This window comes from Pseudomonas sp. WS 5027 (genome assembly GCF_012985695.1).
GTDB classification, from domain to species: Bacteria; Pseudomonadota; Gammaproteobacteria; order Pseudomonadales; family Pseudomonadaceae; genus Aquipseudomonas; species Aquipseudomonas hygromyciniae.
Window position 1 is genome coordinate 43,697 of record NZ_JAAQWU010000003.1, and the last position, 22,857, is coordinate 66,553.

The window sequence follows — 22,857 nt, forward strand, 5'->3', positions numbered from 1 at the left end:
CTTAGAAGCCCATGCTCAGGTGTTCAGCGATAGGGCCCAGTGCCAGCGTCGGCAGGAAGGTCAGGCCACCCACCAGCAAAATGGTCACGGTCAGCAACGTCACAAACAACGGGCCGTGGGTCGGGAAGCTGTTCTGGCCAATCGGTGCGCTTTTCTTCATCGCCAGGCTGCCGGCCAGGGCCAACACTGGGAGGATGTAGCCAAAGCGGCCGAGCAACATGCCCAAGCCCAGCATCAAGTTGTGAAACGGGGTATTGGCACCCAGGCCACCAAAGGCCGAACCGTTGTTGGCACTGGCCGAGGTGTAGGCATAAAGCAATTGGCTGAAGCCGTGGGGGCCGGGGTTGCTGATGGTTGCGGCGGTGGCCGGCACGCTGGCGGCAATCGCGCCAAGTACCAGTACGCCCACGGGCATCACCAACAGGGTCACCACCAGCAGCTGCACTTCCCGGGCCTGGAGTTTCTTGCCGAGGTATTCCGGGGTACGGCCAATCATCAAGCCGGCAAGGAACACTGCAATCAGCACGTTGAGCAGCATCCCGTACATGCCGGCGCCGACACCGCCGAAGATCACTTCGCCGACCATCATATTGACCAGCGCCACCATCCCGCTCAGGGGGTTGAGGCTGTCCTGCATGCCGTTGACCGAACCGTTGGACGCCGCCGTGGTGGTCACCGACCACAGCACCGTGCCGGTGGTGCCGAAGCGCGCTTCCTTACCTTCCAGCGGCGCAGTCTGCTCCACGGCCGGATTGTTCAGGGTCGGGTTGGGTTGGTACTCGGACCACAGCGACACCGAACCGCCAATCAGGAACAGCGCGAGCATGCAGCCGAGAATCGCCCGGCTCTGACGCAGGTCCTTGACGTAGTGGCCAAAGGTAAACACCAGCGCCACCGGGATCATGATGATCGCCGCCACTTCAAACAGATTGGCCCAGGCGGTCGGGTCTTCGAATGGGTGCGCCGAGTTGACGCCAAAGAAGCCGCCGCCGTTGGTCCCCAGTTGTTTGATCGCAATCTGGCTGGCGGCCGGGCCGAGCGGGATCACTTGGTCGACACCCTGTAGGGTCAGCGCATCAACGTAGTGGGCGAAGGTTTGCGGCACGCCCTGCCAGACCAGGAACAACGCCAGCACCAGGCATAATGGCAGCAGGCCATAGAGGGTGGCGCGGGTCATGTCCACCCAGAAATTACCCAGGGTGCTGGCGGATTTGCGACCAATCCCACGGCAAAGGGCGACAAGGACGGCAAGGCCCGTGGCCGCACTGACAAAGTTCTGCACGGTCAGGCCAGCCATCTGGCTCAGGTAGCTGAGAGTCGCCTCACCGCTGTAGGACTGCCAGTTGGTGTTGGTCATGAAACTGACTGCGGTGTTGAACGCCTGCGTCCACTCCTGACCGGGTAATTGCTGCGGATTGAGCGGCAAGTAGTCCTGGAACAACAGGATCGCGAACAGCAACAAAAAGCCAGCCAGGTTGAACGCCAGCAGCGCCAGGGTGTATTTCTGCCAACTCTGCTCTTGTTGCGCATCGACCCCGGCCACGCGATAACACACGCGCTCCACCGGCCCGAGCACCGGCGTTAGCCAGGTGCGCTGCCCTTCCATCACCTTGTAGTAGAAGCGCCCCAGAAATGGCGCCGGAACCAGCACCAAGACGAAGAAGGCGATGATCAGCCAATAATCATAACTTTGCATAGCCGCTCCTAGCCCCGATCCGCGCGCAACAGCGCAACCAGCAGATAAATGAACAGCGCCACGGCCAATAGCAGTGACACCCCATCCAGAACACTCATGGAAGTTTCTCCGTCATACGGCGACTGCCGCGTATGGAGGCATTGTCCGCAGGAGGGGTGTAAAGGAGCGAGGGCGAGGGGGTGGAGGGGGCGTAAAGATGGCGTAAAGAGTGGGGTCGCGGGAACGCTATGGCGCCTGATAGGGCCTCATCGCGAGCAAGTCCGCTTCCACGTTTGACCTCGTTTATCCTGTGTGAATGCGGTCGAATGTGGGAGCGGCGGTGCGACGATTCGACTTGCTCGCGAAAGCGTCAGCATAGCCACCGCCGCCCTACCCTGGTGCACGAAATAACGGTCTCAAGCAACAGACTATCTCCCGCACGACAGTTCCAGCCCTTTACGACACCCTTTTCCAAGCTGGCATGGCCGCTGCAACGTCCTGAAACATTCCAAACCGTTCAGGAAGCAGCGCAATGAACACACAACTCAAGCCCACCTTGGGCACCTTGCACCTGTGGGGCATCGCCGTCGGGCTGGTGATCTCCGGCGAGTACTTTGGCTGGAGCTATGGTTGGGGCGTGGCCGGGACGCTGGGCTTCCTAGTGACGTCATTGATGGTCGCCGCCATGTACACCTGTTTCATCTTCAGCTTCACCGAACTGACCACCGCGATTCCCCACGCAGGCGGGCCGTTTGCCTACAGCCGTCGGGCCTTCGGCGAGAAAGGTGGGTTGATCGCCGGGTTGGCCACCTTGATCGAATTCGTCTTCGCGCCGCCGGCGATTGCCCTGGCCATTGGTGCCTACCTGAATGTGCAGTTCCCGGCACTCGACCCTAAACACGCGGCGGTCGGGGCCTACTTCGTGTTCATGGGTTTGAATATTCTCGGGGTGAAACTGGCCGCGACCTTCGAGCTGGTGGTGTGCGTGTTGGCCGTGGCCGAGTTGCTGGTATTCATGGGCGTGGTCGCGCCGGCGTTCAGCTTCAGCAACTTCGCCCTCAACGGCTGGGCAGGCTCCGATACCTTTGGCGCGCCGGCGATTGCCGGAATCTTTGCCGCAATCCCCTTCGCCATCTGGTTCTTCCTCGCCATCGAAGGCGCCGCCATGGCCGCCGAAGAAGCCAAGGACCCCAAGCGCACGATCCCCAAGGCTTACATCAGCGGCATCCTGACCCTGGTGTTTTTGGCCATGGGCGTGATGTTCTTTGCTGGCGGCGTGGGCGATTGGCGCACCTTGTCGAACATCAACGACCCATTGCCCCAAGCGATGAAGACCGTGGTGGGCGAAAGCTCCGGCTGGCTGCATATGCTGGTGTGGATTGGCCTGTTTGGCCTGGTGGCCAGCTTCCACGGCATCATCCTCGGCTACTCGCGCCAGTTCTTCGCCCTGGCCCGCGCCGGCTACCTGCCCTCCTCACTCGCCAAGCTGTCACGTTTCCAGACACCCCACCGGGCAATCCTTGCCGGCGGCGTGGTGGGCATCGCCGCGATCTACAGCGACGGCCTGATCAACCTCGGCGGCATGACCCTTACCGCGGCGATGATCACCATGGCCGTGTTCGGCGCCATCGTCATGTACATCATGAGCATGCTCAGCCTGTTCAAGCTGCGTAGGAGCGAACCGCTGCTGGAACGCACTTTCCGCGCACCGGGCTACCCCATCGTGCCGGCGATCGCCCTGATCCTGGCGTTGGTCTGCCTGGTCGCCATGGCATGGTTCAACACCCTGATCGGCCTGATCTTCCTTGGATTCATGGCCGCAGGCTTCATCTACTTCCAACTGACCGCCCAAGACCGCGCCGACGCACCGGCCGATGCAATGTTGACCGGGCTCTAAACCAGCGAGGCAGAACGGGCCTACAATGGAACGACTGACGAAAGCCGTCACTCAAAGCTGATAGTGCCGTGGGGAATCTTCCCCATGGCAGTCAGCCTCAAGGAGAGCCCTATGCCCTGGTATGCCTGGTTGATCATGGTGGTCGCCATCGGTTCGATCGTTGGTGGCTTGATGATGCTGCGTGACAGCGCCAACAAAGTGGAACTGACCGACGAACAACGCAAACGCGTCGCCGAGCGCAATGCTCAGGCCGACGCCAAGGATGCGCAGGATCGCTGAAACAAACGCCCCGTGCTGACCGATACCGGCAGCACGCCAGGCGAACCGATTCAGATTAGTGCAAATTTGTAATCGCACCGAGAAACGCCGCCAAACCTTGGTTAATATGGCCTGATGTTTCAGAGGGCCCTCTTATGCGCTACTCGCAAAATCACAAAGCTCAAACCCACCAGCGCATCATTAAAGAGGCGTCGGTGCGGTTTCGTCGCGACGGCATCGGCGCCACCGGGCTGCAGCCCCTGATGAAAGCCCTGAACCTGACTCATGGCGGGTTCTACGCCCACTTCAAATCCAAAGACGAACTGGTGGAAAAAGCCCTGCAAGCGGCCTCCGCCGAGCTGGATGCCCATTGTGCAGCGCTCTTCAGCCAAGAGCGGCCGCTGGAAGCATTCATCGACAGTTACTTGTCCGAGTGGCACCACACTTCCCCCGACCAAGGCTGCCCGTTGCCCACCATGTCCTCGGAACTGGGGCAACGCGGCCAACAAAGCCCCACCACCGATACAGTCCTCGACGCCCGACTCAAACAAATCGAAACCGCATTGGGCAGCCCCAGTGCCGACGAACAAAGTCTGGTGATCATGTCGACACTGGTAGGCGCATTGGTGCTGGCGCGTAGTGTCGAAAACCCACAACTGGCGACACGCATTCTCGACGTCGTGCGGGAAAGCCTGAAAACCGGGGTCAATACAGCCACTGCAGATATAAAAAAGGCCGGTCAATGACCGGCCTCCTGCCTTGATTACTTAACCTCCAGCCTGTCGCGATTCTTCTCCAGCAGCGACTTGCCAATCCCCTTCACCTCCAACAACTCATCCACCGCAGTGAACGATCCATTGGACTCGCGATAAGCGATGATCGCCTTGGCCTTGGCGGCGCCAATACCGAACAGATCGCGGCGCAGGGTTTCAGCGTCTGCTGCGTTGAGGTTGACTTTTGGGGCCGACTTTTCGCTTTTGTCTACCTGAGCCGCTACCGGCACTGGCGCTTCGGGCTTGGCCGACGGGGCGGCCATGGCCGTGACGGACAGGCTGGTGAGAACGGCAAAAAGCAGGGAGGAAAAAACGGATTTACGCATTAGAGACGCTCCATGACATCAGTGGGAAAAGCAGCTTTCCGAAGCTGCTTTTCAAACTTAGGTGATGTGGGGGGATAGTCAAAAATGGGTGAGTTACAGGGTGTTAACTCAAGGTTCCAGACGACGTTGCTGGTAGATCCAATCAACGATCTCACCGTCTGGGGCATAACCGCTGACGGTATCGCGCAAGAGCTGGCGGACGCGGTTGTAGTCGTCCGCTTCCACTGCCGCGAGCAATTGAGTCAGCTTGTCCTTGAGTACATCCCATGGCAGGTGATCTTCGTTGGCACTCATGATCATCGGGTGCTGGGTCGCGACAACATTGTCACCGATGAGCAACTCTTCGTAGAGCTTCTCGCCAGGGCGCAAGCCGGAAAACTCGATGGCAATGTCGCCGTGGGGATTTTTGTCGGAGCGTACGCTAAGGCCGGACAAGTGGATCATTTTCTCGGCCAGTTCAACGATCTTCACCGGTTCGCCCATGTCCAGCACAAACACATCACCGCCCTGCCCCATGGAACCGGCCTGAATGACCAACTGCGCGGCCTCGGGGATGGTCATGAAGTAGCGCGTGATTTTCGGGTGGGTCACGGTCAGAGGCCCGCCGGACTTGATTTGCTTGTGAAACAGCGGAATCACCGAGCCAGAGGAACCCAACACATTACCGAAACGCACCATGGTGAAACGGGTTTTGTTGACACGGGAAATATTGGCATTATCACCGAACAATACCGGCGCCAGTTCACGACTCAGGGCTTGCAACGTCAGCTCGGCCAGACGCTTGGTGCTGCCCATGACATTGGTGGGACGCACAGCTTTGTCCGTGGAAATCAGGACAAAGTTGGCAACGCCCGACTGCAGTGCAGCTTGAGCCGTGTTCAGGGTGCCGATCACATTGTTTAACACGCCTTCGGCAATATTGTGCTCGACCATCGGGACATGCTTGTAGGCAGCAGCGTGGTAGACGGTATCTACATGCCAGGTTCTCATCACATCCAGCAACTTGGACTGATTACGCACCGAGCCCAGAATAGGTAGTAACTTGACTGGTAGCGATTCGCGAACGATCCGTTGCTCAAGCTCCGAGAGGATGCTGTAAAGGTTGAACTCGCTGTGCTCGAACAACAGCAGTGTCGTGGGGCGCAGAGACAGAATCTGCCGGCATAACTCAGAACCGATGGAGCCACCAGCCCCCGTCACCAGGACATTCTGACCCTTAACGCAGTGCTCCAGGAGTTCGCCCTGAGCAGGTACGGTATCACGGCCCAAGAGGTCGGCGATGTCGACTTCCTGAATGTCATCGACCTTGACTCGACCGCTGGCCAGATCCATAAAGCCAGGAACACTTCGTACATGGAGGGGGAAGCCTTCGAGGAACCCAAGAATTTCACGACGCCGGCCACGATTGGATGAGGGAATCGCGAGCAGGATCTCTTGAGCGCCGGTGGCGTCGATCATACGTTGGATATGTTTAGGTTTGTATACTTGTAGTCCGGAGATGACCCGCTCGGTAATACTGGCATCGTCGTCGATAAAGGCAACTGGGCGCATCGCGCGGCCCATGCGCAAGGCCGCCACCAATTGGTTGCCTGCTGCTCCCGCACCATAGATGGCAACACGCGGCAGACCGTCTTCACGACTGGTAAACGGCATGTGCTGCGATGCGGAGAACCAGTCTCCCAGAAAGTATTGGCGCATGGCTAAACGTAGCCCACCCACCATGATCAGGCTGAGCCACCAGTAGTTGAAAATAATGGAGCGTGGGACGACATTCTGGTGGTTACTGTACCAGTAAACGACAACGCCCAAAATCAAGGAGGACAAGCTGACTGCCTTGATGATTGCGATTAGTGCATCGTTACCAAAATATCGCATCACTGCGCGATACATGCCAAAGCGGACAAACAAAGGGATAGCGACCACAGGCGCGGCGATAAACAGCCAGAGATGCTCCAGAAACGGATTGACCATCTCATCAATCCCAAGCCGTACGATGAACGCAAGCCATAGCGCCGCCCAAACGACCAACACATCAGTAGCCACCTGAATCAGTCGTTTTTTGCGGCGCGGCAACCCCACCAGGAACGCCCGTAATGTTTCCATAACCCCTTCGCCCACCTCAGACCGCTCCTATAGATTATTACTGCGTACCCATTCTACGTTTATCGACATATTCTGACCTATAAATCGTCACCTGTTACTGGTAGTCGCAGAAGCGCTGCTTTCCAACTCACCAGCATGAAACTTGAGCGCCAGCGCAATAAGGGGTATGTAGGCGATAACCACGCCCAATGCGCCGTCCAGCCCTAGCAAGACCACGCACATCGCAATCGGTAGTAACCAAAACAGGTTAAGAGCTGCAACCGCCAGTGTCACCGGCAAATGCTTGCCACAACGCCTGGAGGCAAATTGATAAGCGTGACTACGATGGGCCTCATAAACTTTGTCTCCGCGCACCAACCGGCGGATCAGTGTGAAGGTGGCGTCCACGATGAATACACCCAACAGAATCAGCCACGCCCATAACAACTGTGAGGAAGCCCACGCCGCCTGGATAGAAAGAACACCTAAGATCATCCCCAAAAAACCGCTGCCTGCATCCCCCATGAAAATTCGAGCAGGCGGGAAGTTCCAGAACAGAAACCCAGCGACAGCCATCGCCAGCAAGAGCGGAAGTAAAACCAAGTCTTCAAGACCATTCAACCAGTAGAGAAGGCAAATACCCAGGCACACACAGATAGCCTCAACGCTGGCAATGCCGTCAATACCATCCATGAAGTTGTACAAATTGAGCATCCATACAAGATAAAAAGCGGCGAGAACACCACCCGCCCACCCCAGGTCCACGCTCATGCCAAAGAGCGTTATTGCTGGTAGCCCGCCCAACCAGAACAGCGCCCAGGCCGCAGCGGCAAAGTGACCCAGCAAGCGCCAACGAGCGGCAATATGACCGTGGTCATCCATGAAACCTATAATCGCGATCAACGCGCCCGAACCACCCGCGGCTATCAAGACATCAGACGACACTGCGTGTGTCCAGCCCAAAAACGGTAAAGCCAAAGTGAAAGCAGCCACAATAGCTACGCCTCCACCACGCGGGGTTGGCACGGAATGAGAGCTGCGGGCGTTTGGAATATCAATAATGCTGCGAACAAGCGCATAACGTCGCAGCGCCGCAGTCAACGCAAACGACAAAACAGCAACGACAGGAATCAACCACCAATAAATCATTGTTTTTTATGTTCCATATAATGCGCCGCGGCTACTTTTAATGCGTTATCCACGGAAACCGGGGGCGTCCATTGTAATAAGGATCGTGTTTTGCTGATATCAACCTGCAAAGAACCGCAAAGTCGCTGAGACAATGACTTTTTACCGAGCAGGTTTGCAGTTGTGCTGAGTATCCAACTGGGGACCGGTAACAACCGCGCCGATTTATCCAGCGCCAGGGCCATCCTGCGCAACAACTGGGTGGTTGAAAGATCCTCTCCATCGCTAACCAAAAATGTCTGATTGGCCGCCCCGCTATGGACTATGGACGTTACGATCAAGTCGACCAGATTATCCAAGGCCACCAGACTCCGGCCGTTATGAATTGCGCCAAATGGCAAAGGGACAGCCTTGTCCAGCCAGCGCATCATGTTCAGAAAGTTGGCTTTCACACCTGGGCCATAAACTAATACCGGCCGAATAATCACGACTTCCATTGCGGTACGACCCGCCAAATCCCGCAATCCCTGCTCCGCTTCCATCTTGGAAACACCATAGGGGTCGCGTGGTTCAGGGCGGTCATCTGCAGTATAGGGCTTACCTGGCTCGGTGCCCTCGCCATTGACCTTGATGGAGCTGATAAAGACAAAACGTCGGACTCCCGCTTCAGCCGCTTGCCGAGCGAGATTCAAGGTGCCCTCAACATTAACCTTGCGAAAAGCCGCCAGTGGATCAGTCACAGTATCGTTCATCACATGTACGCGGGCAGCGCAATGAACTACTGCATCGACCCCGGTAAGATGTTCGCTCCAGGAAGCCCCTTCAAAAGAATCGAATCGAACGGTATCCACGTCCTCTTTAACCCCTTGGGATCCATTGCGAACAGCTGCTGTCACGGAGAAACCATCGGCTGCCAAGCGGCGCAACACGGCGCCACCGACAAAGCCGGTGGCACCGGTCAAAAAAATAGATTGCGACATTACTGGCGTCCTTTACGTAAGGTTGCATCATGAAACAGCTGTTCCAGGCGAGCCAACAAAGTGGGCTTTGAATAGTTACCCAGGTAGTACTCACGGCCAGATTTGCCCATGCGCATACGCTGATCCGCGTCGGTAGTCGCCAACTCAAGCGTGATACGCGCGAGTGCTACGGCATCACCTGATGGACACGACAAACCTGCCCCGGACTCATCGATGACGCGCGCGGCCTCGCCATTGATCATGCCAAGGATGGGTTTACCAGAAGCCAAATAGGCCTGGACCTTGCCGGGAATAGTCTTTTCGAATACGTCATTTGTCTTCAGCGAGACCAGCAACGCATCGGCACAAGCAAACAAGGCGGGCATTTCCTCCAGAGGATGACGTCCCAACAGCAGAACATTATCCAGCTGGCGGGACTTAACCTGGTCGGCGAGCCATTCGCTCATACGCCCATCACCGACAATGACCCAGCGTACGGGTACTTTACCTACTAGCGCCTGAGCGGCATCTATAACCGCGGGGAAATCCTGTGCATCACCCAGATTACCCGCAAATAAAACAGTAAAGACTGTTTCGTCACGCTCCAGCAAGGACGAAGCAGGAGGCGTAGCGCTGGAAAAGTCATCTTCAGCCCAACTGGGAAAGTAAACCAAACGCTCGGGGGCAATTTCCTGAGTACAGTAGCGCTTCACGTTTTCAAAAAAGCCGTGGGATTGTAGCAAGAGATAGTCCGCACGATTGTAAATCCAGGAAACCATTCGCCCTACCATCGCCAGTAACAGTGGTCGCCGTAACACGCCGACTGCCCGAAGGGTTTCTGGCCATAAATCCAAGACCCAAATGAAAACCGGAGCTTTCTTCAAACGGCCAATCACCAAGGAGGGTATCGCCGCCATGATGGGAGAAACCGCATAAACAAAAATCGCATCAAACCTCTCACCACGTAACTTCCATGGTCCTACTATTGAGGCCGAGGTAAAAAAAGAGAGATAGTTCAGTATCAGACCAATACTCCGTTTACCACGAGGGATCAGCGGTACCCTGACAACCTTGGCACCTGAATATTCCATAAAACTACCTGGCTGCGCACGATAACTTTCGTAGACCTTGCCTTCAGGGTAGTTGGGCAGTCCGGTCAATACCGTGACATTGTGCCCCTTCTCGGAAAAGTCTCGAACAAGATCATTGATGCGCATATTTTCCGGCCAAAAATATTGCGTCACCACCAGAATATTCAGCTTATTATCAGGCATTAAAATAACTCAATCAGTAGCGTTTCCAGACAATACGATTCACATAATCGGTATAGCTATGAATAATCCTGGCAACTTTCTCTGAAACATTAGGCATGCTGTAATCGCCTACCAGACGCAAAGTGCGCTCATCACCCGAACCTTGACTCTCCAGGATATTTAGCCCTTGAAGTACACGGTTGACCTCAAGCCCAACCATCATGACCGCTGCCTCTTCCATCCCTTCTGGACGCTCATGTGCTTCACGGATATTCAAGGCCGGGAAGTTCAGGATAGAGGACTCCTCGTTGATCGTACCACTGTCCGACAATACCGCCTTGGCGGTCAGTTGCAGTTTGTTGTAATCCTTGAAGCCTAGCGGCTTGAGCAACTGTACGTTCTTATGAAACGTTACACCCATTGCATCCACACGTTTTTGTGTACGAGGATGGGTTGAAACGATGACCGGAAGCTCATAGTGAGCAGCGACGGTGTTGAGCACATCCACCAGCTTGAGGAAGTTCTTGTCCGAATCGATATTCTCTTCGCGGTGAGCACTGCAGACAAAAAACTTGCCATGCTCCAGCCCCAGGCGTTCAAGTACATCCGACCCATCAATACCCGCACGATAGTAATTAAGCACCTCGAACATAGGGCTGCCGGTCTTGATCACCATGTCCGGGGATAGCCCTTCACGTAGCAGATAATCGCGCGCGATTGTGCTGTACGTCAGATTGATATCGGCGGTGTGATCAACGATACGGCGGTTGATTTCCTCAGGGACCCGCATATCGAAGCAGCGATTGCCCGCTTCCATGTGAAACGTTGGGATCTTGCGGCGCTTGGCAGGAATGACTGCCATACAGCTATTGGTATCACCCAGTACCAGCAGCGCTTCGGGCTGGACTTCAGCGAGCACGCGATCAACAGAAATAATCACATTACCAATGGTTTCTGCGCCGCTCGTACCGGCTGCGTTCAAAAAGTGATCGGGCTTGCGAATGCCCAAATCCTGGAAAAAAATCTCATTGAGTTCATAGTCGTAGTTCTGCCCGGTATGAACCAACACATGATCACAATGCCTGTCGAGCGAATCAATGACTCGCGACAGACGAATAATCTCGGGACGAGTGCCTACTACCGTAACAACTTTCAACTTCTTCATGGCTGTCTCTACTTGAGCATGTGTTTAGGCTTCAGTGCCCACGGGCAACGCATAGGTGTCGGGGTGTTCACGATCAAAAATTTCGTTAGCCCAGAGCATGACGATCATCTCATCATGGCCGACATTAGTAATATCGTGGGTCCAGCCTGGCACTGTTTCTACAATTTCAGGTTTTTCACCAGTGGTAAACAGTTCGTAAAATTCGCCTGACACGATGTGTCGGAAACGAAAACATGCATCACCTTTGATCACCAGAAATTTTTCGGTTTTCGAATGATGGTAATGGCCACCGCGGGTGACTCCAGGGTGCGCGGTGAAGTAGGAAAACTGGCCAGAATCCCGAGTCTTGAGCATCTCGACAAAGACACCACGCGGATCACCATACTTGGGAACTTCATAGGTAAAACGCTCTGGGGGCACGTAACTCAGGTAGGTGGAATAGAGTGCCCTGGTCAACCCGGTGCCGACCGCTTCCGTTAACAGGGTTCCACGGCTATCGCGAAAGGCCGTCAATTGTGTTGAAAGCGCTCCTACCGTTGTTCCATAGACGGGCTCAACCGTGATGAAGGGATTACCGGACAGCTTGCCATCCATCACCGCGATAAACTGGGCGATCACATCGTCGATATAAACCAATGTAATAGCAGCGTCAGGATTATTGATCTGGATTGGCTGGTCACGGGCAATATTATTACAGAACGTCGCTACCGCCGAGTTGTAGTTGGGACGAGCCCACTTTCCAAACACATTGGGCAAGCGAAAAATATGTACCTGTACGCCATGCTCCGCTGCCAAATCAACCAACGCTTGCTCAGCACCCAATTTGCTGACCCCATAGGCATTATCAAGCTCTGCCTGACTGGATGAAGTGTAAAGCACTGGGATTTTTCTACCGCTGGCAACAATACCGTCACAGACTGCACGAGTCAGATCCGTATTTCCGGTTTTGAAATCTTCAGGATCCTGCGGCCGATTGACACCCGCCAGATGAAATACAAAATCGGCCTGCAAGAGCATTTCTTTCAACGAAAAAATGCTGTCCTCACGAGAAAATTGCAAAACCTCAACATCCGGACGCTCTCGCAAATGTACACAGAGATTTTTAGCTACAAAACCTTGGGCGCCTGTGATCAGTACCTTCATTGCTTACTCCTCAAGAGTGGCGTATTCGCCACGCTGGATTGCGCGCATGAATTCCAGTTTCAGGAGCAACTTTTGCATGCCCTCTACATCCAAGCGATCGGTGTTGTGAGAGTTATAATCTTCCATAGTAGAAATTTTCTCCTCACCTTCCTCCACAAATTTACTGTAGTTCAAATCACGTAAATCAGGTGGTACGCGGAAGTATTCACCACGGTCTTCGGCGCACGCCATTTCCTCACGACTCAAAAGTGCCTCGTACAGTTTCTCGCCGTGGCGGGTGCCAATGATCTGAATAGGGTGCTGCGGCAGCCCCATCAAGGCAGTCAGCGCTCGCGCCAAGGTTTCAACAGTGGCCGCAGGAGCCTTTTGAACGAACAGATCGCCGTTATTCCCGTGCTCAAACGCATAAAGAACCAAATCAACTGCGTCCGCCAACGTCATCATGAAACGAGTCATGTTGGGATCAGTGATCGACAGCGCCTTTCCAGCTCGAATCTGATCGATAAACAGTGGAATAACTGAACCACGGGACGCCATGACGTTACCGTAGCGTGTACCGCAAATGACAGTTTTAGTTTCGTCAACATTACGAGACTTAGCTACCATGACTTTTTCCATCATGGCTTTTGAAATACCCATCGCATTGATTGGGTAAACCGCCTTATCGGTACTGAGGCAGACGACTCGCTTTACTTCGTTTTGAATGGCTGCTTCCAGCACGTTGTCAGTACCAATAACATTGGTTTTGACAGCCTCCATCGGATGAAACTCGCAAGATGGGACTTGCTTGAGTGCAGCCGCATGAAAGATGTAATCGACACCACGGGTAGCATTCAGCACGCTTTGGTAATCACGAACATCACCAATATAAAACTTCAACTTTGAATTGTTGTAGTGCTTGCGCATGTCGTCTTGTTTTTTTTCATCACGACTAAAAATGCGGATCTCGGCGATATCCGTATCTAAAAACCTCTTCAGGACTGCATTGCCAAAAGAGCCGGTGCCGCCTGATATGAGAAGTTTTTTTCCATTAAACATAATTCACCTAAACCTTTATATGAAATCCAAATCAGTCAGAATACGGCACAAAACAAAGACATCTATTTTTCCGGCCCCTCGAAAAGCCAACAAATACTGCGTAAGCACCTGAGCGCAGCCGCTTTTCCAGGCCTCATCTCACCCAGCGCAGTAACGGGCTTATGTACAGGGCAAACTCATATCATACCACCTCGCTAGCCTGCACTCCCCAACAAGTCCGGCGTAACGCCAGTGGCCACGCATCAAGCTCAGCCGCCCTTGCGCGACTCGAATAATGCGATCATCACTACAAGCTCATCGCCCCGAAAAATCAATGTAATTTCAAAGCCGAAAGTATCAATGTATCCTTTTGTGCTGCACTGGGATAGCTGATCAGAACGGCACGATAAGGTCCCTTGAATACAAAGAAACTGCCTGCTGCGACGCCCACGACACCACAGACCGAAATCACCTCGCCCATATGCTCCAGCGAACCACCGCCCCCCAAAATGGTGACAGGAATACTCACGGCCTTACGTAATTCCATCGCCAGATCAATGTCATAGCCCTTCATCCGGCCATCATTGTCGATGGAGTTGATCACGATCTCCCCCGCCCCATGTTTCTCCACCTCGGCTGCGACATCCAACACATTACGCTTGGTATTACGCGTGCCATTGTGCGTCCAGACATCATGTTGTTTGCTGAGCAAGCGCTTCTTATGATCGAGCACAACCACAACGCTTTGCCGACCGATTTCTTCAGCAATACGGGTAATCAGCTGTGGATCTTCCAACGCGGCAGCGCTGATAGCCACCTTCTCTACACCAGACGCAATGATTCGCTTGGCCTGTTCCGGCGTGCGAATACCACCGCCATAACACAGAGGCATACGGCATTCAGCAGCCAAGTGCGCAATCTGCTTGTAATTGGGCTCACGACCATTAACGGTGGCGTCAATGTCCACGACAATCAATTCGTCGGCTTCTTTCTCGTTGAAAATTTTCACCGCGTTGATCGGATCACCCACGTACTTGGGATCTTTGAAACGTACGGTTTTTACTAACCCGCTATCCTGAATCAATAAACAGGGAATAATTCTAGGTCTTAGCATTTCATAGTTCCGCGAAATTTTTAAGAAGGCCCACCCCAAAATGATGGCTCTTCTCCGGGTGGAACTGAACGCCATAGACATTATCCACAGCCACCGCACAACTGAAATCCAGACCGTACGAAGCGCGGGCAGACGCATGGGACTCCTGACTACATTCGAAATAGAAGGAATGGAGAAAGTAGAAACGCGCGTCCTCTTCGAACCCCTTAAACAAGGGATTCAAGTGCAATGGCTCGACATCATTCCACCCCATGTGAGGCAGCGCCAAGCGTTCCAGTCCAGGCACAGAACGAAAGTGTCGTACTCGCCCCGGCACCCAGCCGAGCCCTGGCAATGACCCTTCATCGCTGGAGTCTGCAAGGATCTGCATACCCACGCAGATACCAACAACCGGGACTTTTTTTACAAGAACCAACTCATCGAGTGTTTCACGCATCCCGGATGCATTCAAACGCCCCATAGCATGATCAAACGCACCTACACCCGGCAAAATCAGCTTGCTTGCACCCAGCAGTTCCTGCGCAGAGCGGGCGACAGTCACTGGTATATGGAGGCGCTTGTAGACATTCACGAAGGCCTGGATATTGCCCAAGCCGTAATCGATTATGGTAATCATCTGAACAGTCTTCTTTCCAGACCCAGCGCACCGAGCACACGGGCCCCCAGACCGATCATGAAACGTTTATTTTTGTAGTCATGAAACGTTTTGTTCTGGCCCTCAAAAAGCGCTTGCAACTCCTCGACACTCAAGTCGAGCTTATTGGCAACGTACTCAAACTCCGACTTCAGGAACTGTTCATCCAGTTCGGGCCGGGAAATGCGCTCCAACGCCGCCTCACGGGTCATTTGCCCCGTCATGATCAAGCTGGAGAAGTGAGCCCGGCGCTTTTCGTAACCAAATTTCCGGGGCATCCAGTAATCTTCGTAAAAACGGGTAAAGCGCGACTCATGGTGCTTGTGCTGGAACTTCTTCCATCCAAACAACCGCTCAAGAGTCTCTTCTGCATCCTGCTTGATGTAGGGCAACAAATTCAGCGGGCGCACCACTTGCATACCGAGTACGTAGCGGTAATAAATCTTGTATGCCAACACATCAACAATCGGGAAACTTTTCAACTTTCGTGAGCCGAACTTTCCATGAATATCATTTATCAGGGTCTTATCGATGCCCGGGTAAGCGCCCCATTCCTCAGGTTCGCGGCAGCATTCAGTAGAAAAATTCCCCCCAGTCAACACATATTTTATCTTGTGTGCCTTGGCGAATTTGTACAGTCCCGAGAAAAATGCAGTGTCCTGTGGGATATCCTGGTCAGCAACCTGAGCCTTGAGAAAAGCCAGTTGCAGGCTTTTCATCTCTTCCCAGTTGATGACTTCGGTGTATAGATCCAGACCCAGACCGTCAACCAGCTTTTCAATGTTGCTAACCGCCTGATCGGTGTTCCAACCAGCGTCGACGTGAAAAAGCAGCGGCCGCAGCCCCATTTTCTCCTTGGCAATATACACAAGGTAGGAGCTGTCCAGCCCGCCACTCAGACCGATGATGCAATCAAAATCGCGCCCACTGCCGTCGGCTTTTATGCGCTCGGCAATCTTCATCAACTCCGCCTCACCTCGCGCATCAACATGCCAGTTGGGCTGGATGTTCGTACGAAAGTTGCCACAGTACTCACAACGACCCTGCGCATCGAAGCTGATGTGAGGATCGGAGGTGTCCATGATGCACGTGTTGCATATTTGGTAGCTCATAAGGCTCCCCGTTCAAATCCCGCCATTGACATTACGGGTGATCCATAAACATCTGTATGGAGCACTCATCCTTTAGAAACAAAACATTTTTCCCTAGCGCCTTGTACTCATAGCCCAGGAACGAATCATAAGAAACCTGGTAATCACAATCCGGAAATACAGCAGGCGCTGCCACGTGGTCGGCCAACGAAGTCAGCTGCGAAACCGACTCATCGTAGAGATGGCGCGGATGGAGTTTGACCACCACAAAAAAATCGAACCTGGACTTGACACGTTCAATAAAATCAATTTCGATGGCCAGAAAGGGAGCGGATGAGGCGAGAAAGAGCACCTCTTTCTCACTGCCCATGTCATCGAGCTTCAGCTTGGGCTTGATAATATCAGTTCTTTTAAAATGATAATATCGTGAGAAGACGGCCTCAAATTCGGGATCGAAGACATACAAACAGTCAACCTGGCCAAATGGGTGGGCAAACTCAAGATCAGCATGAATGTAAGCGTGCTGAATAATCGAACAGTAACTAGTTACATGCGTTGCTATGTAGTCCCACCGCTGCAGGTTGCAGTCAGTAACCAACTGCTTGCCCAAGCCTGACAACTTGCAGACAAACAATGAGAACCAAACCAGCGGCAACAGATCTAGGACATGAAAAATGAGGTCCTTACGCCGCACACCCTGTTGAGTCGGATACGTCAGAATGGACCATAATACCCTCCACACGATGAGCACTGCACGCAAATAGTCCTTCGCGTCTAGGTATCGCAGCACCGCCCAAGGTCGCCGGCACTCAAATCGCATACGCTGGTCGAAGTCGTCAAATAGGTAATGAAACAGCTTCAAGTTCTTTGTGTTAGGCAAACACACCGTCTGTGGCAACGCAGTTGCATGTCGGCGAAAGAGCGGTAGCAAGAACACCAGTGCCAACAAGAGATTGCCCAGCGCTGCCAATGCGAGCATCGGCAGGATCGAGAATTTCATAAGCCATAACAGCCACAGCACTGGCACGCCATAGCGCTTACGCAGGGATAAAAGCGGCATGACCTTATATTGGGGCAACGCTTCAGCCAGAGGCTCCGAGGCCAGGAATTTCGCCTTCAGCGAGCGATCGAGACATACCTCATTCACATACGCTTGAAGAATCAACTCGGACAACGACGAAATACTTTTATAGCTCATCATAAGTTACTCGAATAAAAAGCACGCGACTGCACAATAATAGAAGCCCATAAAAAACCACGTTAAATAGTGCAATCCACTGCAACATACTTCCACGAAACATACTGAGGAAAAACAGTAACTCACAGACAAAAATAAATAGAAATACTGGCCCCAGGCGATAGCGCAATAAATACAAGCCACAGATAAATAAGGAGTAGATAAATATTGGAATAATCCAAAATACGTAGCTCTCGTAATTCAAATACAGCTCAGTCTCAATCGGCCATTGCTGGGTTGCCGCCCCTTCAAACCATTGCTCGGGATAATAGATCGACGTCAGCCAACGACTGATGTCGTGCAAGTACTCTTCAGACGGCACCCCAACGAAGGTCAACCACTTGTTGATCGGATAACTCATCGTCAAGAATGCGTCGGATGGCATGTCTCGAAGAATCATGTCGTGCAAAAAAATTGTATTAAAGTAGCTCAAGAAATACTCAAGCAACATTTCCGGAGTGCTGTAAAAGCCATTGGAGCGAAAGTACATGGCAAAACTGAAAGCCAAGGTAAATCCAAGAAAGATGAACGCCCCCTTCTTGAGCGTGAGCCGCGCCACACTTAGCCAGGGAATGCTGAAAAAAATGGCAAAATAGAAAATTCGACTTTTAACCCCCTGAATATATGCACAGAAGGTCAAAACCAACAGCACGAACAGAATCAAAAACCAACTGACCCGACGCTGGGTCCGCCAGTAAAATCCGAGCACGAAGGCAAGAAAATTAGAACTCATGATAAGCAGAAAATTGAGCAGTCCGTAGCCTTTCTTATTTTCAAGATAGGTATCGCTGTAATTACCAAACCAAGCATCAATGCCCCCGGTTACTTGAAAAAAGTACAACCCTCCTACCAGAATCAGAGTACTTGCGACGAACAGCATCAACGGGTTGACACGGTAACTTGAAAACAGATCCTGAGCCGATGTTCGCGCCATCAAGACTTCAAAAAAGCGGGTGAAGAAGAAAAACAGAGAAAACACATAGGCAAACGACAGGACTGCCTCATCGGAAAGCTTTGACCAATCGTTAACCTTCCCCCATGGCAGGACATAAACCCAGCCTACCCACTCCAGCACATAAAACAGGATGCTCGGAAAAACAAAGTAAAGGAAATAACTACCAAAAACTATATTCGAAGGGCACAGCACTTCCTTGTTCCTGAACATAAGGAACACTACCAGCATGAACGTCACAACCAGGAATATCATACGCCCTACCAAATCCTATATTCAGTGCTCTCAACCACGAGCCAAGACTGCACTCACTGCTTGGAACACCTGTTCATTTCCCATGGCATTCAAATGATGGTTATCACTGAGAAAAATATCTTCGGCCAACGCGGGGTAACACCCGGCCAGAAAGCCATTAGGAAAACTCGACGCCAGAATTGCATTGTATTGAGCCACAGCGGCCTCGATACGTGGATTTTTTGTTATATACGCAGCTGAAGGCGGCGCGATTGGCACAACCAACACCTTCGCACGGGGAAACTGATCAGAGAGGCGTTGAAGGTTGGCCTTGAACTGCTCTGGCTGGACATAGCGAATTCCACGCGAAACAATAAGCGTCGCATAGTTTCGCTTCACCCATCGGTGGATAAGCCGATTGACGACACCGGGCATTCTCAGCAACAGCGAAAGCTCCGTTTTCTTGATCGCACGGGGGTAGCAATCGACAATTCCCACTTGAACAATCACCACATCAGCATCGATAGCCTGATAGTAGTCGTCAACCAAGGACACCAACTGATTGGTGTCCATCCCCGGCACACTGACCACCCGAAATCTGTAGCTCGCCGCATGCTGATCTGCAAGACGATAGGTCCAGCATTGCTCATCGTCGATACGAGCCGGTTTAACCCGGGGCAAGCCCAGAGAGTCAGTTAATACAAATACTTTCTTCATGTTTGTCTTGGACACTTATTCTTTTGAGTAAATATACAACAAGGGCACCAACCAGCAGGGCATTGAGTAGAGGCAAAAAAACTAGGAACGACGTGCCAATAAAAAAATAACCGTATAGGAAGGACAGTGAGAGCCCTACCAACATCAAGACAAGGTAGGACGCTGCTAAAATTCTCTCCAAGCGCTGGGCCAAATAAAAATTACACAAAAAGCCCAAACAGATCAGCAGCGTTTTTAACGTCAGCATCGACACCAACACCCCCAGCAGCGCCCAACTCAACTTATCAACCACCAACAAAAACACGACCATCACTAATACAAAGAAAATCACGACACCTAGCAAATAGGTCGCGTACTTTGTCACCATCGCGGTGAACGTACCTTGATGTGTCGCATCGATACCACTGAAGCGTTTCAATAGTCCCGGCGTGAAGTAATACAGCACTGAGGTCATACCTAGAAAGTAGATATTGGTCAGCACGTCGACGTATTGAAAGTCCGCCCTTACCTTTTCGGCAGCTTCTAATGTATTCAATACCAGCCGGTCAGAAGTCAGTAACACCACCAGCCCACTAGCCATCAAGAACATATACTTTGAAGAGCTAAGCACCTTAAAAAAAAGCGCTCCATTCGTCGTAGCATGAGACCTGAAGGCCTTGAGCGTGAACAGGCAGAAGGCAAAAAATACACAGATGACAAATGCGGCCGATGCCCCCCACGCACTAAAGAACCTAACCTCCAGTGCAATACCCTGACTCAACCAGGCAAGCAGTGAGAACGATACAAAAAATACCGTCGCCCATGCTACGTTCAAAGTATTGAGCAGTAAATCCATCCCTTGCAGCCTGAATACCGTCTGACAGGCAGTTTTAAGGTGATTGATTCCTCCAATGAAAAGCCCTGCCATCAGGTAGAAGTTATCCCGAGCAATCACAGCTGCAATCATGAGCGCGAATGCGACAAAAGCTGAGAAGTAAAGCTCCAGCCTGAGGACATCGTTCTTTTCATCGTTACTCGTACTGATCGCACCGTCCCGAATCGCACCGTTGTGAAACCCCATCGCCAGGAAGGTACTGTAGGAGATCACAATAAAAGCAACACTGGAGTCTGCGAGTGCCTGCTGGCTTGCCATGTTAGTGAAGAACAGTGTTAGTAACGCCACTAGCGAAAATTCGCTATAGGTTGCCAACACGTACTTGATGGCACCCGCTCGCCCTTCCTGCCTCATAACGCTAATACGCTGTGTGATACCGACTCGAGGTTAAACATAGGCGGCAATACGCGCGTATAGCTTGCTATTTTCGAGGTGATCTTCCAAAGAACACAAGCCTGACTTGTCCGACACCAGAAAATGCTTGACTTGCAGATACAAGCCAGGCTTGTAATCAGCGTCTAGGGTTACGTCAATGTCTAGGGTTTCTACTGCAACACTGTTGATAAGCTGCACCTGCAACGTCTCCAGCGGCTTGAAGATAAAGCGACGTTTGAGGGTCAACACCTCTATAGCCCAACGACCCGGCGCCTCCCAGTCCCCCGAATAAGAAAACAAAGCGCCCTCTTCCGTTTCACCTGCACCGGCAAACCGCGCAGCCCTACGATGCCAGGACAAGCCACCTGCGGTAAACGTAGCAATTTCACGGGGTTTGCCTCCTAGGTAAAAGGCTAGGTCGGTTACGTGACTGGTGTTGGCAAAGAACCAGTTTTCCTTAACCCCCTCAGCCTTGGGGATTTTCTGAATGGTGTCAGACCACTCGGTAATTTCAAAGTTGAAGCTGGTGACTCCACCATCCTCTTCAATCAGCTCACGAGCCTTTATTACCGAGGCCAAGAAGCGCCGATTGTAAGCGATGTAAATTGACGCTCCCTGCGCCTGCGCAAGCGCCTGTAGTCTCTCAATAGCTTCCAAGGTCATGCCGCCTGGTTTTTCCACCAGCAAGTGCTTCACCCCGTTTTCCAAGAGGTAGGTACTGGTGTGCTCCAATTGCTCGACACTGACCGCAACGATTGCATGAGTGATGGAATGGATCGAAGGAAAAAAAGCCTCTACCCCACCAACAAGTGGCTGGACACCAACGCTGGCGTTGAAATCGCCCGCAGATTGCTGGCTACGGCCAACAACAACGAAAGGCTTTTCCATGCCTTGCAGCACTTTTGCGTATTGAACGGCCATCGGGCCGGCACCAACTAGTAAAATCATGATTAACCTGAATCAGGTGATTGGGCAAAGGGTGTGGGCGTAACCATCTTGCTTGTTGAAAAACTCAAGCAATCCCTGAAGGAAGGGTGCATGCAACGAGGCTGACTCATTGAAGGGAGTCAATTCGCATCGCCCATTACCGCTTGCAAGTAACTGCCTGCCAACCTCGTGAGACAACTGGCTTTGGTAGAGGGCCGAGAATGTCAGTACTTCCTGGTGCCCGGTTTCTTTAGCCTGGATGGTGCACTTCCCCACCGACTCGCTGACGCTGATAATAAAGTGTTCCGTCTCAATACGGATTCTCAGCGGCACCGGCTCGGTTCCCGCTGTCGACGTCAAGAAAAAACCACGCTCACCCGAAGCACCGGACAATGTACCCGATACCTCTTTGTAGCCTGGGCGCTTGCTTTCCGCGACCGCGACGTCAAGACCAGAAGTATCAAGCACATAGTCATGCTCGCCACCGAGCATAGCCCAGAGGTCGATAAAATGAATCGCATTGCAGGCCAGCCCCCAGCCATTACCCTGCACCTGCAGGCTCAGGGTCTGTTCATTGGCCAGGCGCTTTTTCAGTTCTTGATAAATCGGGAACATGCGTCGCGGGCAGTTCACCCATACCCGAGTGTCCACAGAGGACAAAAGATGGCTTGCCTCATCCAGTTGCTCAAGTGATTGGAAAAGAACCTTTTCCAGAACCAACTGGCGAACGCTGACGTTGGCCAACAATTCCTTGAGCACCTGTAAGCGACAGTTTGCATTGGTTGCGATGATGCAAAAATCGATGGTCCGACTGGCCTTGGATATATCGGCCAGAAACTCGATGGACTTGATGCTTTCGGACTTGGCAACCTGCTCCCAACGCTCCTGAGCGACCTTGCGCGCCTCCGTTGACGGTTCCACCACCTGGATAGAAATATCAGCAAAGTCCGAAAGCGCCAATGCTTGCAGATGACGACTGCCCAACTGTCCTGCGCCTATCAGTAAAAAATTCAACATATTTGGACG

22 protein-coding genes are annotated in these 22,857 nt (G+C 52.6%); 3 read left to right on the plus strand and 19 right to left on the minus strand.

All coding sequences use genetic code 11. From position 1 onward, the window contains the following. Nucleotide 1: 1 nt before the first annotated feature. Nucleotides 2-1,696, minus strand: coding sequence for a potassium-transporting ATPase subunit KdpA (gene kdpA / locus HBO09_RS05210; protein ID WP_169996701.1), 1,695 nt, complete (start codon nucleotides 1,694-1,696; stop codon nucleotides 2-4). Nucleotides 1,697-1,704: 8 nt separating this feature from the next. After that, nucleotides 1,705-1,794, minus strand: a complete 90-nt coding sequence (gene kdpF / locus HBO09_RS05215; protein WP_032863112.1) for a K(+)-transporting ATPase subunit F — start codon at nucleotides 1,792-1,794, stop codon at nucleotides 1,705-1,707. A 413-nt stretch (nucleotides 1,795-2,207) separates the two neighbouring features. Here kdpF and eat point away from each other — a divergent pair, with 413 nt between their 5' ends. From eat to HBO09_RS05230, 3 genes are all read left to right on the plus strand, one after another. Continuing rightward, on the plus strand, nucleotides 2,208-3,572 hold the full coding sequence (eat, locus tag HBO09_RS05220) for an ethanolamine permease (protein WP_169996699.1): 1,365 nt from the start codon (nucleotides 2,208-2,210) through the stop codon (nucleotides 3,570-3,572). A gap of 111 nt (nucleotides 3,573-3,683) precedes the next feature. Continuing rightward, nucleotides 3,684-3,851, plus strand: a complete 168-nt coding sequence (locus tag HBO09_RS05225; RefSeq protein ID WP_003172675.1) for a DUF2897 family protein — start codon at nucleotides 3,684-3,686, stop codon at nucleotides 3,849-3,851. A gap of 134 nt (nucleotides 3,852-3,985) precedes the next feature. After that, complete coding sequence (locus HBO09_RS05230; RefSeq protein ID WP_169996697.1) at nucleotides 3,986-4,576, plus strand: TetR/AcrR family transcriptional regulator; 591 nt, start codon at nucleotides 3,986-3,988, stop codon at nucleotides 4,574-4,576. Nucleotides 4,577-4,593: 17 nt separating this feature from the next. On the opposite strand, the gene HBO09_RS05235 is transcribed toward HBO09_RS05230, so the two are convergent. From HBO09_RS05235 to HBO09_RS05315, 17 genes are all read right to left on the minus strand, one after another. Further along, the gene (locus HBO09_RS05235; RefSeq protein WP_169996695.1) at nucleotides 4,594-4,929 is read right to left on the minus strand and encodes a helix-hairpin-helix domain-containing protein; all 336 of its coding nucleotides are present in this window, start codon (nucleotides 4,927-4,929) and stop codon (nucleotides 4,594-4,596) included. A 108-nt stretch (nucleotides 4,930-5,037) separates the two neighbouring features. Continuing rightward, a complete protein-coding gene (locus HBO09_RS05240) occupies nucleotides 5,038-7,032 on the minus strand; it encodes a nucleoside-diphosphate sugar epimerase/dehydratase (protein WP_170060855.1) in 1,995 nt (664 codons plus the stop codon). Nucleotides 7,033-7,119: 87 nt separating this feature from the next. Beyond that, on the minus strand, nucleotides 7,120-8,160 hold the full coding sequence (locus tag HBO09_RS05245; RefSeq protein WP_169996693.1) for a glycosyltransferase family 4 protein: 1,041 nt from the start codon (nucleotides 8,158-8,160) through the stop codon (nucleotides 7,120-7,122). Then, the gene (locus tag HBO09_RS05250) at nucleotides 8,157-9,119 is read right to left on the minus strand and encodes an SDR family oxidoreductase (protein WP_169996690.1); all 963 of its coding nucleotides are present in this window, start codon (nucleotides 9,117-9,119) and stop codon (nucleotides 8,157-8,159) included. Before HBO09_RS05250 ends, HBO09_RS05245 begins: the two co-directional genes overlap by 4 nt. Further along, nucleotides 9,119-10,372, minus strand: coding sequence for a glycosyltransferase family 4 protein (locus tag HBO09_RS05255; protein ID WP_169996688.1), 1,254 nt, complete (start codon nucleotides 10,370-10,372; stop codon nucleotides 9,119-9,121). Before HBO09_RS05255 ends, HBO09_RS05250 begins: the two co-directional genes overlap by 1 nt. A gap of 13 nt (nucleotides 10,373-10,385) precedes the next feature. After that, nucleotides 10,386-11,516: a UDP-N-acetylglucosamine 2-epimerase (non-hydrolyzing) gene (wecB, locus tag HBO09_RS05260; RefSeq protein WP_169996686.1), complete on the minus strand. Its 1,131-nt coding sequence runs from the start codon at nucleotides 11,514-11,516 to the stop codon at nucleotides 10,386-10,388. 24 nt (nucleotides 11,517-11,540) lie between these two features. Beyond that, complete coding sequence (locus HBO09_RS05265; protein ID WP_169996684.1) at nucleotides 11,541-12,659, minus strand: NAD-dependent epimerase/dehydratase family protein; 1,119 nt, start codon at nucleotides 12,657-12,659, stop codon at nucleotides 11,541-11,543. A gap of 3 nt (nucleotides 12,660-12,662) precedes the next feature. Next, complete coding sequence (locus HBO09_RS05270) at nucleotides 12,663-13,697, minus strand: polysaccharide biosynthesis protein (protein WP_169996682.1); 1,035 nt, start codon at nucleotides 13,695-13,697, stop codon at nucleotides 12,663-12,665. Between the two features lie 310 nt (nucleotides 13,698-14,007). Next, on the minus strand, nucleotides 14,008-14,790 hold the full coding sequence (locus HBO09_RS05275) for an AglZ/HisF2 family acetamidino modification protein (RefSeq protein ID WP_169961299.1): 783 nt from the start codon (nucleotides 14,788-14,790) through the stop codon (nucleotides 14,008-14,010). Between the two features lies 1 nt (nucleotide 14,791). Further along, entirely contained in the window at nucleotides 14,792-15,406 is a 615-nt protein-coding gene (gene hisH / locus HBO09_RS05280) for an imidazole glycerol phosphate synthase subunit HisH (RefSeq protein ID WP_169996680.1), read from the minus strand. Next, nucleotides 15,403-16,536 carry an N-acetyl sugar amidotransferase gene (locus HBO09_RS05285; protein WP_169996678.1) on the minus strand — a complete coding sequence of 378 codons (1,134 nt, stop codon included), beginning with the start codon at nucleotides 16,534-16,536 and terminating at the stop codon, nucleotides 15,403-15,405. The genes hisH and HBO09_RS05285 overlap by 4 nt, the downstream gene beginning before the upstream one ends. A 31-nt stretch (nucleotides 16,537-16,567) precedes the next feature. Further along, complete coding sequence (locus HBO09_RS05290; RefSeq protein ID WP_169996676.1) at nucleotides 16,568-17,716, minus strand: hypothetical protein; 1,149 nt, start codon at nucleotides 17,714-17,716, stop codon at nucleotides 16,568-16,570. Then, nucleotides 17,703-18,935 carry a hypothetical protein gene (locus HBO09_RS05295; protein WP_169996674.1) on the minus strand — a complete coding sequence of 411 codons (1,233 nt, stop codon included), beginning with the start codon at nucleotides 18,933-18,935 and terminating at the stop codon, nucleotides 17,703-17,705. Before HBO09_RS05295 ends, HBO09_RS05290 begins: the two co-directional genes overlap by 14 nt. A gap of 54 nt (nucleotides 18,936-18,989) precedes the next feature. After that, nucleotides 18,990-19,655 carry a GDSL-type esterase/lipase family protein gene (locus tag HBO09_RS05300; RefSeq protein ID WP_169996672.1) on the minus strand — a complete coding sequence of 222 codons (666 nt, stop codon included), beginning with the start codon at nucleotides 19,653-19,655 and terminating at the stop codon, nucleotides 18,990-18,992. Then, on the minus strand, nucleotides 19,630-20,883 hold the full coding sequence (locus tag HBO09_RS05305; RefSeq protein WP_170060852.1) for a hypothetical protein: 1,254 nt from the start codon (nucleotides 20,881-20,883) through the stop codon (nucleotides 19,630-19,632). Before HBO09_RS05305 ends, HBO09_RS05300 begins: the two co-directional genes overlap by 26 nt. A gap of 33 nt (nucleotides 20,884-20,916) precedes the next feature. Next, nucleotides 20,917-21,852, minus strand: coding sequence for a Gfo/Idh/MocA family oxidoreductase (locus HBO09_RS05310; protein ID WP_169996668.1), 936 nt, complete (start codon nucleotides 21,850-21,852; stop codon nucleotides 20,917-20,919). Between the two features lie 12 nt (nucleotides 21,853-21,864). Further along, nucleotides 21,865-22,848, minus strand: coding sequence for a Gfo/Idh/MocA family oxidoreductase (locus HBO09_RS05315; protein WP_169996666.1), 984 nt, complete (start codon nucleotides 22,846-22,848; stop codon nucleotides 21,865-21,867). Between the last annotated feature and the right edge of the window lie 9 nt (nucleotides 22,849-22,857).

Bases quoted from the DNA above. Each gene is read 5' to 3' on its own strand.
- HBO09_RS05245 (WP_169996693.1), bottom strand. From the start codon at position 8,160: ATGATTTATTGGTGGTTGATTCCTGTCGTTGCTGTTTTGTCGTTTGCG.
- HBO09_RS05310 (WP_169996668.1), bottom strand. From the start codon at position 21,852: ATGATTTTACTAGTTGGTGCCGGCCCGATGGCCGTTCAATACGCAAAA.
- HBO09_RS05315 (WP_169996666.1), bottom strand. From the start codon at position 22,848: ATGTTGAATTTTTTACTGATAGGCGCAGGACAGTTGGGCAGTCGTCAT.
- HBO09_RS05240 (WP_170060855.1), bottom strand. From the start codon at position 7,032: ATGGAAACATTACGGGCGTTCCTGGTGGGGTTGCCGCGCCGCAAAAAA.
- HBO09_RS05255 (WP_169996688.1), bottom strand. From the start codon at position 10,372: ATGCCTGATAATAAGCTGAATATTCTGGTGGTGACGCAATATTTTTGG.
- HBO09_RS05295 (WP_169996674.1), bottom strand. From the start codon at position 18,935: ATGCTGGTAGTGTTCCTTATGTTCAGGAACAAGGAAGTGCTGTGCCCT.
- kdpF (WP_032863112.1), bottom strand. From the start codon at position 1,794: ATGAGTGTTCTGGATGGGGTGTCACTGCTATTGGCCGTGGCGCTGTTC.
- HBO09_RS05235 (WP_169996695.1), bottom strand. From the start codon at position 4,929: ATGCGTAAATCCGTTTTTTCCTCCCTGCTTTTTGCCGTTCTCACCAGC.
- HBO09_RS05250 (WP_169996690.1), bottom strand. From the start codon at position 9,119: ATGTCGCAATCTATTTTTTTGACCGGTGCCACCGGCTTTGTCGGTGGC.
- HBO09_RS05265 (WP_169996684.1), bottom strand. From the start codon at position 12,659: ATGAAGGTACTGATCACAGGCGCCCAAGGTTTTGTAGCTAAAAATCTC.
- HBO09_RS05300 (WP_169996672.1), bottom strand. From the start codon at position 19,655: ATGAAGAAAGTATTTGTATTAACTGACTCTCTGGGCTTGCCCCGGGTT.
- HBO09_RS05225 (WP_003172675.1), top strand. From the start codon at position 3,684: ATGCCCTGGTATGCCTGGTTGATCATGGTGGTCGCCATCGGTTCGATC.
- HBO09_RS05285 (WP_169996678.1), bottom strand. From the start codon at position 16,536: ATGAGCTACCAAATATGCAACACGTGCATCATGGACACCTCCGATCCT.
- HBO09_RS05270 (WP_169996682.1), bottom strand. From the start codon at position 13,697: ATGTTTAATGGAAAAAAACTTCTCATATCAGGCGGCACCGGCTCTTTT.
- kdpA (WP_169996701.1), bottom strand. From the start codon at position 1,696: ATGCAAAGTTATGATTATTGGCTGATCATCGCCTTCTTCGTCTTGGTG.
- eat (WP_169996699.1), top strand. From the start codon at position 2,208: ATGAACACACAACTCAAGCCCACCTTGGGCACCTTGCACCTGTGGGGC.
- HBO09_RS05275 (WP_169961299.1), bottom strand. From the start codon at position 14,790: ATGCTAAGACCTAGAATTATTCCCTGTTTATTGATTCAGGATAGCGGG.
- HBO09_RS05305 (WP_170060852.1), bottom strand. From the start codon at position 20,883: ATGAGGCAGGAAGGGCGAGCGGGTGCCATCAAGTACGTGTTGGCAACC.
- HBO09_RS05230 (WP_169996697.1), top strand. From the start codon at position 3,986: ATGCGCTACTCGCAAAATCACAAAGCTCAAACCCACCAGCGCATCATT.
- hisH (WP_169996680.1), bottom strand. From the start codon at position 15,406: ATGATTACCATAATCGATTACGGCTTGGGCAATATCCAGGCCTTCGTG.
- HBO09_RS05290 (WP_169996676.1), bottom strand. From the start codon at position 17,716: ATGATGAGCTATAAAAGTATTTCGTCGTTGTCCGAGTTGATTCTTCAA.
- wecB (WP_169996686.1), bottom strand. From the start codon at position 11,516: ATGAAGAAGTTGAAAGTTGTTACGGTAGTAGGCACTCGTCCCGAGATT.